At 69.8% G+C, this 11729-nt stretch carries 8 protein-coding genes; 2 read left to right on the top strand and 6 right to left on the bottom strand.

The genetic code is table 11. The annotated features are described in order from the left end of the window. The first annotated feature begins 84 nt into the window (after positions 1-84). On the top strand, positions 85-1371 hold the full coding sequence (locus IB257_RS05090) for an SGNH/GDSL hydrolase family protein (protein WP_192491944.1): 1287 nt from the start codon (positions 85-87) through the stop codon (positions 1369-1371). A 16-nt stretch (positions 1372-1387) separates the two neighbouring features. Here the strand turns inward: IB257_RS05090 and IB257_RS05085 are convergent, their stop codons facing one another. From IB257_RS05085 to IB257_RS05070, 4 genes are all read right to left on the bottom strand, one after another. Continuing rightward, entirely contained in the window at positions 1388-4612 is a 3225-nt protein-coding gene (locus IB257_RS05085) for an error-prone DNA polymerase (RefSeq protein ID WP_192491943.1), read from the bottom strand. A gap of 6 nt (positions 4613-4618) precedes the next feature. After that, entirely contained in the window at positions 4619-6088 is a 1470-nt protein-coding gene (locus IB257_RS05080) for a DNA polymerase Y family protein (protein WP_192491942.1), read from the bottom strand. Then, positions 6018-6722, bottom strand: a complete 705-nt coding sequence (gene imuA, locus IB257_RS05075; protein ID WP_054453813.1) for a translesion DNA synthesis-associated protein ImuA — start codon at positions 6720-6722, stop codon at positions 6018-6020. Before imuA ends, IB257_RS05080 begins: the two co-directional genes overlap by 71 nt. Positions 6723-6915: 193 nt before the next feature. After that, positions 6916-8451 carry an amino acid permease gene (locus IB257_RS05070; protein ID WP_225588738.1) on the bottom strand — a complete coding sequence of 512 codons (1536 nt, stop codon included), beginning with the start codon at positions 8449-8451 and terminating at the stop codon, positions 6916-6918. Between the two features lie 185 nt (positions 8452-8636). On the opposite strand from IB257_RS05070, the gene ypfH reads away from it, so the two are divergent. After that, entirely contained in the window at positions 8637-9341 is a 705-nt protein-coding gene (gene ypfH, locus IB257_RS05065) for an esterase (RefSeq protein WP_054453817.1), read from the top strand. Here the strand turns inward: ypfH and IB257_RS05060 are convergent, their stop codons facing one another. Beyond that, positions 9342-10763, bottom strand: coding sequence for an efflux transporter outer membrane subunit (locus IB257_RS05060; protein WP_119448975.1), 1422 nt, complete (start codon positions 10761-10763; stop codon positions 9342-9344). It abuts the gene before it with no gap. A 51-nt stretch (positions 10764-10814) separates the two neighbouring features. Continuing rightward, positions 10815-11729, bottom strand: coding sequence for an HlyD family secretion protein (locus IB257_RS05055; protein ID WP_192491941.1), 915 nt, complete (start codon positions 11727-11729; stop codon positions 10815-10817).

Raw genomic sequence — 11729 nt, 5'->3', positions numbered from 1 at the left:
AGAAGAGGTATGCAGTTTAGGGTTCTACCGGTGGAATTGGGAAGAACCTATCGTGACGTCACTTTCTCTTTTTCTGGAGTCGTCATGAACCGCTTCAATCCTTTTTCCCTGGTTTCTGCCGCTACCCTGTCCGCGGGCCTTGCGGTCCTGGGGCCGTCCGTGGCCGCCGCCGCGCAGCCGCCTGTTCAGTCGGATGTCGCGCGTTCCAGCTGGGTCAGCTCCTGGTTCGCCAGTCCGCAACCGCTGTGGGAGGATTCCTTCGTGCTGCCCACGGAAATGCCGGCCGAATTGCGCGACCAGACTCTGCGCCAGACCTTGATGCTCAGCGTGGGCGGACCGCGCTTGCGGGTGGTGTTGTCCAACCGCTATGGGACTCAGCCCCTGGAGATTGGGGCGGCCAGCGTGGCGCTGGCCTCGGGCCAGTCCAGGATCCGTCCGGCGTCCAGCCGCGGGCTGGCCTTTGGCGGTCGGCCAAGCGTGACGGTGGCGCCGGGGGCGCAGGCGGTCAGCGATCCGGTGGACCTGCCGGTATCCACGCTGGCCGAACTGGCCGTCAGCCTCTACTTCCCGCAGGCGACGCCGGTGACGACCTTCCATTGGGGCGCGCAGCAGACCGGCGTCCTGGTCCGGGGCAATGCCACGGCGGCGGCGGAGCTGCCTGAGGCGCAGGCGCTGCAAGGCCGGGCGTTCCTGGCGGGGATCTGGGTGGAAAGCCCGAAGCGCGTGCCGGTGGTGGTGGCCTTTGGGGATTCCCTGACCGATGGCAACGGCTCGACGCCAGGCGCCAACCGCCGCTGGCCGGACTTCCTGGCGCGCCGCCTGGCGCCGCAGGGCGTGGGCGTGGCGAACGCGGGCATTTCGGGCGCGCGGGTCTGGGGCGACAAGATGGGGGTGAACGCGATGGCCCGGTTTGACGCCGACGTGCTGTCGCAGCCGGGCGTGCGCACGGTGGTGATGATGCTGGGCATCAATGACATCGGCTGGCCGGACAGCGGCTTCGCGCCGGACGACGCGCCCATGACGGCGGCCAGATTGACCGAGGGCTACCGGCAATTGGCGGAGGCGGCCCGCCTGCGCGGCGTGCGCATCGTCGGCGGCACCATTGCGCCGTATGAAGGCTCTTTGCACGGCACGCCGCTGTCGGGCCACTACAACCCGACCAAGGACGCGGTGCGGCGGGAGGTGAACCGCTGGATCCGCGAAAGCGGCGTGTTCGACGCGGTGGTGGATTTTGACGCGGTGCTGCGCGATCCGGCGCATCCGGCGCGGCTGCTGCCCGCGTATGACTCGGGCGATAGCCTGCATCCCAACGATGCCGGCTACCAGGCCATGGCGCAGGCCTTGGACATGGTCACGCTGTTCGGCGATTGAACGGCGGCCGCAGCGGTCAGTGGAAATTCCGGCTCTGGGTGTTCAACCCGCCCAGCAGGTCGGACAGATCCACCAGCCGCTGCGCGATCAGGTGGCGCACGCCGTCCACGCTTTGCCAGGACCCGTAGACGCCCAGCAGCGAGGCCCCCAGCAATTCGCGGCGTTGGCGTTCTATGAGTTCCGGGCGCACGACCACGTTGACGGGGCCGGTCTCGTCTTCCAGCGTGACGAAGATCACGCCCTTGGAGGTTTGGGGACGTTGGCGCACGGTGACGATGCCGCAGGCGCGGGCCACGCGCTTGTCGGGGTAGCTGTTCAGCACCGAGGCGGGCTGGAAGTTGCGCGCCGCGAGCTGGGGGCGCAGCAAGGCCACCGGGTGGCTGCGCAGCGTCAGGCCCACGCTGCGGTAGTCGGCCGCCACGGCCTGGCCCTCGGACGGGGCGGACAGCTGTGGCGCCTGGGTTTCCTGGATGGCGGCGTCGCGCAGCAGGTCGCGGCTCTGCACGCTGGCGGCGGCTTCCCAGCTGGCCTGGCGGCGATGGCCGGCCAGCGTGCGCAGGGCGTCGCCAGCGGCCAGCGCGTTGAGGTCATGGCGGGTGAGCGCGGCGCGGCGGGCCAGGTCGCCGGTGTCGGCAAAGGGCGAGGCGGCGCGCGCGTCCTCGATGCGCCGGGCGGCGTCTTCGCGCATGCCCTGGATCAGGCTCAGTCCCAGCCTGACGGCGGGGCGGGTGCCGTCGGCGGCGGGCGCGTGCGGATGGGGGGGCCGGCGGGCGCCAGGATGACCGTCGGGCAGGGTCTCCAGGGCCGAGTCCCAGCCGCTGACCGTGACGTCCGCCGGCAGCACGCAGACGCCGTGGCGGCGGGCGTCCTGCACCAGTTGCGCGGGGGCGTAGAAGCCCATGGGCTGGGAGTTGAGCAGGGCGGCCAGGAAGGCTTCGGGCTCGTGCCGCTTGAGCCAAGAACTGGCATAGGCCAGCAGGGCGAAGCTGGCGGCGTGGCTTTCGGGGAAGCCGTATTCGCCGAAGCCTTCGATCTGCCGGAACAGCGCCTCGGCGAAATCCAGTTTGTAGCCATGGGCCAGCAGGCCGCCGACCAGTTTGCTGCGGTACTTGTCCACGCCGCCCTTGCGCTTCCAGGCCGCCATGGAGCGGCGCAACTGGTCGGATTCGCCCGGCGTGAAGCCGGCGGCCACCACGGCGATCTGCATGACCTGTTCCTGGAAGATGGGCACGCCCATGGTGCGGCTGAGCACGCCGCGCACTTTTTCGCTGGGATAGGTTTCGGGTTCCTTGCCCTGGCGGCGGCGCAGGTAGGGATGGACCATGCCGCCCTGGATCGGGCCTGGGCGCACGATGGCCACCTGCACCACCAGGTCGTAGTATTCGCGCGGACGCAGCCGCGGCAGCATGGTCATCTGGGCGCGGGATTCGATCTGGAACACGCCTATGGTGTCGGCGTCGCAGATCATGTCGTAGGTGGGCGTGTCGCTGGCGGGGATGTCCTGCAGCCGCAAGGGTTGGCCGCGGCGCTGGCCAGCCAGCTCCAGCGTGCGGCGCAGGGCCGACAGCATGCCCAGCGCCAGCACGTCCACTTTCAGCAGGCCCAGCGCATCCAGGTCGTCCTTGTCCCATTGCACGACGCTGCGGTCTGCCATGGCGGCGTTTTCGATGGGCACCAGACGCGACAGCTTGCCGCGTGAAATCACGAAGCCGCCGGGGTGCTGCGACAGGTGGCGCGGAAAGCCCATCAGGGTCTGCGCCAGCGCCGCCCACTGGCGCGCCACCTGCGATTCCGGGTCCAGTCCGCAGGCGCCCAGGGTGCGCAGCATTTCCTTCTTGCCGTCCCACCATTGGTGGGCGCGCGCCACGGCGTCGATGACGCCTGCGTCCACGCCCAGCGCGCAACCGGTATCGCGCAGCACGCTGCGCGGCCGGTAGGAAATGACCACGGCGGTGAGCGCGGCGCGTTCGCGGCCGTACTTGCGGTAGATGTACTGGATGACTTCTTCGCGGCGCTGGTGCTCGAAGTCCACGTCGATGTCGGGCGGCTCGTTGCGCTCCTTGCTGATGAAGCGTTCGAACAGGTTGTTGCCGCGCACCGGATCCACTTCGGTGATGCCCAGGCAGTAGCAGACCGCGGAGTTGGCGGCGGACCCGCGGCCCTGGCACAGGATGCCCTCGCCGCGGGCGTACTGGACGATGTCGTAGACGGTGAGGAAATAGGCTTCGTAGTGCAGGTCCGTGATCAGGGCCAGCTCTTTTTCGATCTGCGCGGTGACGCTGTCCGGCGTGCCTGAAGGAAAGCGGCGGGCGGCCCCGGCCAGGGTTTCCTGGCGCAGATAGGTGGCCGGCGTGTGGCCGCGCGGAATGATTTCATCCGGGTATTCGTAGCGCAGCTCGTCCAATGAGAAGGCGCAGCGGCGGGCCACGGCCAGCGTCTGGGCCAGCGCTTGCGGCGGGTACAGGTTGGCCAGGCGCATGCGCGTGCGCAGGTGCTGTTCGGCGTTGCCGGACAGTTCATAGCCGCATTGCGATACCGGTTGGCGGGTGCGGATGCCGGTCAGCGTGTCGTGCAGCGGCTTGCGCGAACGCAGATGCATCTGCACCTGGCCCAGCGCCACGATGGGCAGGTCCGCGGCCTGCGCGGCGTGCTCGACCGCGGCGCGGTGCAGGTCGTCGCGCGAGCGGTGCAGCAAGGTCAGCCCCACCCAGGCGCGGTGGGGGAAGACGCGTGCCAGCCAGCGCGCCTGCTCGGCCATGCGGTCGGCATCGGTGCCGTAGGCGGGGCTCAGGATGGCCAGGCATTCGGGCAGGTGGCGCAGATGGGCGTGGCCCGCGGGCGGGTGGGTAAGGTCTTCGGGCGCCAGCTGGTATTCGCCCTTGGGCGCGCGGGTGCGGGCCAGGGTGATCAGTTCGGACAGGTTGCCGTAGCCCTCGCGCGTCTGCGCCAGCAGGGTCAGGCCCAGTGGCGCGGCGTCGGGCGCGGCGCGCAGCTGGAAGGTGGCGCCGATGATGAGCGGCAGCTTGCGGGCCTTGGCCTCTACGTGGGCGCGGACCACGCCCGCCAGCGAGCATTCATCGGTGATGGCGAGCGCGGCGTAGCCCAGTTCGGCGGCGCGTTCGACCAGTTCCTCGGGGTGCGAAGCGCCCTGCAGGAAAGAGAAGCTGGACTGGCATTGCAGCTCGGCGTAGCCGGGCAACTGCGCCAGGATGCCGGGGGTGTCGTCGTCGTCCATGCGCATGGCGTTTCAGGCGTAGAGCCCATGCAGGAACCAGCGGGCGTGCTCGTCGTCGCGCTCGCGGTAGATCCAGTAGCGCGCGGCGGCGGCGTCCTCGGCGACGAAGTAGTCGCGCACGGTCAAGGCCGGATCCCACCAGCCGCTTTCGATGCGTTCGGGGCCGCGCATCAGGCGCAGCGCCTGGCCGCCGTATTGCGGCCGGTGGCCGGACAGCTTCAAGGGCAGCGGCGGGTCCAGCAGCCAGAAGGGGCGGTCCAGCAGGGCGGGCAGGGGCGCGGGGCGTTGGGGCGGCGACAGCGCGTCGCCCCAGGCGTTGGCGGCCTCGGGGCGGTGGTCGGGTACCGGGTGGGCGTGGCGCACCTGGTCGCGGCCCAGCCGCGCCACCAGCAGGTCCAGCAGCCGGGCATGGTCGGCAGGCGTGCCGCCGGGCTCGGGGAACAGGGTGGTGCTGGCGGCGGGCTGCTCGACCGTGTCGGGCGCCAGCAGCGCCACGGCGATCACGGGCGCTTCCAGTGTGAAGCGCGCCAGCTTTTCCCGCAGCAGGTGGAGGATCTGCGGCGCCTGCCAGACCGGCTGGGCCAGGGCCAGTTCCAGTTCGGTGGGCGGCCGGGCGTGGCGACCGCGTTCGTGTTCCATGCTGAGCACCACGCGGCGTACCGCCAGTTGCCGGGCGCTGAGCCAGCCACCCAGCTGTTCGGCCAGGCGGCGCGCCACCGCCAGCACCGCGTCGGTGTGCTCGACGTAGTCGGTGAGTTCGATGCGGCGCGAGAACTGGTGTGGCGGTTCGACCCAGCGGTGGAGCTCGGGCGTCAGGCCGTAGGCGGCGTCCAGGGCCTGCAGCAGTTCGGGGGCGCTGCGCCGCTGCAGCCCCGCGCGCGGCAGGGCGCGCAGGTCCGCCAGGGTATGGCAGCCGATGTCGTCGAGCCAGTCGCGGCGGGCCTGCGCCTGCGGCAGCAGGGCTAGCGGCAGGGAGTCCAGCCGCCGGGTCAGCGTGGGCAGCGTGAGGGTACGGCGGGGCGCGCGCCGGCCGGGGCTGCGCGCCAGCAGCCAGGCGCCGGCGGCGGTCGGCGCCATGCCTAGCGACACGTGCAGGTCCAGGGCGCGCAAGGTGGCGGCGACCCGCCGGTGCAGCGCCTTGGGGCCGCGGAAGAGCATCAGGCTGGCGCTCACGTTCAGGAGCAGCGTGTCGCCGTCGGCCAGGGCGATTTCGGGTGTGTATTGCAGCAGCGCCAGCGCCGCGCCCTGCAAGGCTTCGGACTCGGCCTGGGCATCGCGGGGCAGCAGCTCGACCTCGGGAGCGATGGCGGCCGCGCCCGCGCGGCGCATGCCCGGCTTGACGCCGGCGCGGCGGGCGGCGGGCGTCAGGGCGGCGACGCGTTCCTGTTCCAGGACCGCGAATGCCTGCCCCTCAAGCGGCCAGTGCGGGCGCAGTGCGTCCAGCGGCAGGCAGCGCAGGAAGGCGGCGATCCAGAGGCGCATGGCGGGGAGAAACAGGAATGGTGGCGCCGGTGTCCAGGCCCACGTACAGCGGCGTGTCGCAGGCGGGCCCGCGGCGCTTCAGGATATGGACGGACAGGCCGCCCGCGGCCGGCGCCAGCGCCAGCCGCAAGGGCGCGGGCGTGGCGTTCTGCGCCGCGCTGCTGGGGCGCACCGCGATGAACAGCAGGTCGCTGGCCTGGGCGGCCAGGTGCAGGCGGCGCAGGGATTCGGGGCGCACATGAGGCAGCCAGCAGATCAGGGCGCCGCAGCTGCCGTTCTTCAGGATCTGTTCGGCGGCCCAGAGCGCGTCCACGGGTTTTTCCGGCGCCACCCAGAGCAATTGACGGGGATCCAGCCGCCAGCTCATCCAGCTGGCGATGTGGGGCGCGTGCGGTGGCTGCACCAGCGCAATGGCGCGGCGCGTTTCCAGTTGGGCCAGCGCCGGACGCAGCAGGCGGATTTCGCCGATGCCGGGGTGCGGGACCAGCAATTCGTTCAGGGAACCCAGCGGCCAGCCGCCGTCTGGCAGCTCGGCCGAAAGCGCGGCATGCCCGGTGGGCAGGGTGCGGGCGGCGCCTTGAGCCAACTGGGTGGCGCGCCACAACGCGGGATGGATACGTTCTGGGGACTGCATGGCAAATCGGTTGCCGGGAGATAGGAACCCGGTGGAAGTGGCCGATGAGCCATTATAACTGTATATATGTACAGTATTTAAAAGGGGCGGAGCATGCCGCGAACTAAAAGAAAACCCACCCGTACACCTTTCGATGCAGAGGGGTGGGCCGTGTTGGATACGATTTTAGTTGCTTCAGGCAGGCGGATCGCAACTAAGCGCGGGCGTTCTCACTAGTAGCTGCCGAGGCCGCCACACCCGCCGCGCGATCCAGGTCCAAGCCATAAAACCGCATATCCTCGTACCGGATCCAGTGCGACTTGCGCACCAGCCGGTGGCCGATCCACAAGGCCAGGAACAGCGGGATCGCCAGGTAGGTGGAGATCACGCCGATCCAGTCGATGCGGTCTTGCAGGAAGGCCTGGTAGTTCTGGCCCAGCGTGACCACCAGGCACAGGACGAAGGCCAGTAGCGGACCGAAGGGGAACAAGCCGGCCTTGTAGGGCAGGTCGGCGGTGTCGTAGCCATGCTTCACATAGCCCTGGCGGAAGCGGTAATGGCTGACGGCGATGCTCAGCCAGACGATGAATTCGGTCATGCCGGCGAAGTTCAGCAGCCAGATGTAGACGGCCTTGGGGCTGTACACCAGGCTGAACAGGCACAGGCAGGCCAGCAGCGCGGTGGCCATCAGCGCATACAGCGGCACGCCGCTGCGCGTCACGCGCCGGAACAGGGCGGGCGCCTGGCCTTCCACCGCCATGTTGAACAGCATCCGCGTCGCCGCGTACATGCCGGAATTGCCGGCCGACAGCACCGAGGTCAGGATCACGGCGTTCATCACGGTGGCCGCCGACAGCAGCCCGGCGTGCTGGAACACCAGCGTGAAGGGGCTGACCGCGATGTCTTCCACTTCGTTGCGCAGCAGTTGCGGGTCGGTATAGGGCAGCAGCAGGCCGATGATCAGGATGGCCAGCACGTAGAACAGCAGGATGCGCCAGAACACATGGTTGATCGCGCGCGGCACGTTGCGGCGGGGATTTTCGGATTCGCCGGCGGCCACGGCCACCAGTTCGGTGCCCTGGAACGAATAGGCCACCACCATCGCCACGCCGACCCAGGTGGCCACATTGCCCACGAAGGGCGCGTCGCCGACCGACCAGTTGGCCAGTCCCACGGGCGTGCCGCTGTGGATGATGCCCACCAGCATCGCCAGCCCGACGCCGATGAAGCACAGCACGGCCACGACCTTGATGATGGCGAACCAGTATTCGGCTTCGCCGAAGCTGCGCGCCGAAAAGGCGTTCAGGCCGAAGGTCAGGGTCAGGAAGGCCACGCTCCATATCCAGCCGGGCGTATCGGGGAACCAGTAGGCCATGACCAGCTGCGCGGCCACCACGTCCACCGCCACCACCGTGGCCCAGCTGATCCAGAAGTTCCAGCCCAGCGCGAAACCGAAGCCGCCGTCCACGTAGCGCGAGGCATAGGTGCAGAAGGAACCCGATACCGGCATGAAGGTGGCCAGTTCGCCCAGGCTGGTCATGATGAAGTAGACCATCAGGCCGATGGCCAGGTAGACCAGCAGCGCGCCGCCCGGGCCGGCCTGGGCGATGGCGGCGCCGGAAGCCACGAACAGGCCGGTGCCGATGGCTCCGCCCAACGCTATCATCGTGAGGTGGCGCGCCTTGAGCACGCGATGCAGCTGGTTCTGGCCGGCAGGCGTGGCGCCGGATTCTGTCGTCGGAGTTTGCATTACTGGGGTAGGAAGTTGCCGCGGCGGCGGACCATCAGGCACGGGCGCGCGGGCCTGCCCGCCAGGCAATGCCGCGCAAGCCAGCCGGTCCGTGGCGGTGCGGCAAAGGTTGCTTCAAGGCGCGCATTTTACAATGCGGCTATTCCGGGGCCGTTCGGCGGCCCCAGCCAGCACGGAGCAGTTTCATGGCGTCTTCCACTTCTATCGAATTTCTTCCCAACGCCGGCGTCGACGTGCGCCAGCTGTTCATCCTGCTGCACGGCGTGGGCGGCAGCCCCGACGACATGGAGCCGCTGGCAAAAGCCGTGCGCGCGGCGTTCCCGAGCGCGGCGGTGCTGGCGCCCCAGGGGTTCGAGCCCTACGACGGCGGCGGCGACGGCCGGCAGTGGTTCTCGGTACGCGGCGTGACCGAGGAAAACCGCCCGGAACGCGTGGCGCAGGCCTTGCCGCCCCTGGAGACCTATGTGCGCGAGGCGCAGGCCCGTTTCGGCCTGCTGCAGTCGGACACGGCGCTGGCGGGCTTTTCGCAGGGCGCGATCATGGCGCTGGAACTGGTGCAGGCGCACGACGGCATCGCCGGTCGCGTCATCGCGTTCTCGGGCCGCTATGCCCAGATGCCCAAGATCGCGCCGCAGTTCACCACGTTGCACCTGCTGCACGGCGCCGCCGATCCGATCATGAACGTGGAGCTCATCCAGGCCGCCCAGGCGCGCCTGACCGAGCTGCACGGCGACTCGACCATCGACATCGCCACCCAGGTGGGGCACGCGTTGCATCCGGCGCTGATCGAGCGCGCCATCGTGCGCTTGAAGACCTGCGTGCCGCTGCGCAGCTGGGAGGCCGCGCTGGGTCTTAACCAGACGCCGCCCGACGGCACCCCGGTGCATTGATCATTTTTCCCAGCCGCCGCCCAGCGCCAGGAACAGCGCGATCTGGTCGCTGCTGAGGTCGGCCTGCGAGGCGGCCAGCGCGCTTTCATTGCTGGCCAGCGTGCGCTCGGCGTCCAGCACGGTCAGGTAGTCGGTCTTGCCGTACTGGAACAGGCGGCTGGCCTGCGAGGCGGCCTCGGCGCTCTGGTCGCGCGCGGCGCGCAGGGCGGCGTCGCGGTCCAGCTGACGCGCGTAGACCACCAGCGCGCTTTCCGTTTCCCGCAGGGCGTTCAGCACGGTGGCGTCAAAGCGCGCCGCCGCGGCCTTGGTGCTGGCCTGGGCCTCGGCGATGCGGGCCTGCGCGGCGCCAGTGTTGGGGATGGTCCAGGAGATCAGCGGACCGACGCTCCAGCTGAAGGTGCCGCGGTCGCCGAACATGGCGGCCGGACCGCCCGAGGCCGCCGACAAGCCCAGAGAGATCTTCGGATACAGGTCCGCTGTAGCCACGCCGATGCGCGCGGTGGCCGCGGCCAGCGTGCGTTCGGCCTGGCGGATGTCCGGACGGCGGCGCAGCAGTTCGGCGCCGTCGCCCACGGGGATGGTCTCGGTCAGGCGCGGGGCCTGGGCGCATTGCAGCAGCGCGGGCGGGATCTGGCCCGGCGTCTGGCCGGTCAGCGCCGCCAGGCGGTACAGCGCGGTGCGCTGCTGGGCCTGGAATGGCGGCAGGTTGGCCTGCAGCTGTTCAAGCTGGCTGCGGGCGCGGGTCACGTCCAGCGTGGTGCCGCGGCCGGCGCGTTGCAGCCGGTCCACCGCGTCCAGCGATTGCTTCTGCACCTGTACCGAATGCTGGGCGGAGGCCAGCTGCATGCCGGCCGCGCACATATTGGCGTAGGCCCGGGCGGTCTCGGCGGCGACGGTGACGCGGGTGGCGTCATAGGCGGCCTGCGCGGCCTGCTCGTCGCCGCTGGCCGCTTCCACGGCGCGGCGGATCTGGCCGAACAGGTCCAGCTGGTACGACACGCTGGCGCCCATGGAATAGGACCAGCGGTTGGGCGGATCGATGCCGGGCTGCAGTTCCTGCAGGCCGGACACGTGGCCGAAAGTGGGCGAGGCATTGACACCGATGGACGGCTGCTGCTGCGCCTGCGCTTCACGCACGGCGGCCTGGGCCCGTTCCAGGTTGGCGCTGGCTACGCGCAGGTCGGTGTTGGCGGCCAGGGCTTTCTCCACCAAACCATCCAGCACGGGATCATCGTACAGACGCCACCAGTGGCCGGGCACCGCATCCTGCCGGAACGCCGCCTCGCGCGCCTGCGTGAAGGGCGCCTGCGCGCTCTGCCGCTCGGCCACCGATCCGGGGGGCACCTGGTAGTCCGGGCCCACGGCGGCGCATCCGGCCAGCGCAAGGGCCAGCGTAAGAGGCAGGAGGTATCTGGTGTTCATGGCGGTTACGGCTGTGCGTCGATTAGGGGTAAGGGGTTGAAAAAGTGGTGATCAGGACGGCTGGTGCGCCTCGTCCTGCGAGCGGGCAGGGCCGGAATCCACCGATACGGTGGCGGTCTGGCCGGCCACCAGGCGCACGCCTTCGGGCACGTCGTCGATCTTCACGCGCACCGGGATGCGCTGGGCCAGGCGGACCCAGTTGAACGTGGGATTGACGTTGGGCAGCAGGTTGGCGCCGGTGCTGCGGTCGCGGTCGGCAATGCCCATGGCAATGCTTTCGACGTGGCCGCGGATATGGTGCGAGTCGCCCATCAGCGTCACGGTGACGGGATCACCTTCATGGATGCCGGGCAGCTTGGTTTCCTCGAAGTAGCCTTCGACGTAGAACGAGCCGGAATCCACCAGCGCCATCACGCCGCGGCCCGCGGTGGCGTAGGAGCCGGCGCGCAGGTCCAGGTTGGTGATGCGGCCGTCGTTCACCGCCAGCACCCGGCTGCGTTCCAGGTTCAGGCGCGCGGTGTTGAGCTGCACTTCGGCCTGGGCCAGCGCGGCTTCGGTCTGCTGCAGCTTGGTCTGGCTTTGTTCCAGCGCCTCGGCGGCCACCAGTTGGCCCAGCGAGCGGTTGCGCTTGGCGTCTCGCACCGCCTGGTCGCGCGCCACTTGCGCGGAACGCACCGAGGCCTGGGCCTGGTCGTAGGCCAGCTGGAAGCGCGCGCGGTCGATCTCGAACAGCACGTCGCCGGCCTTCACGTCCTGGTTGTCGTGCACCGGCACGCTGGTCACCAGGCCGGAGACATCCGGCGCGACCTGCACCACGTAGGCCTTGACGCGGCCGTCGCGGGTCCAGGGTTCGACTTCATAGTGCACCCAGAGCTGCCAGCCGGCGTAGGCGGCCGCGGCGACGACGACGGCGGTCACCGCGAACTTGCCGATGGCTGCGGGGCGCAGGGCATTGGGGAGTTTCAT

The organism is Achromobacter sp. ACM03 (genome assembly GCF_014851665.1).
Classification (GTDB): domain Bacteria; phylum Pseudomonadota; class Gammaproteobacteria; order Burkholderiales; family Burkholderiaceae_B; genus Achromobacter; species Achromobacter aegrifaciens.
Note: the sequence above shows the minus strand (reverse complement) of the source record. Positions and strands in the feature narration are given on the sequence as shown.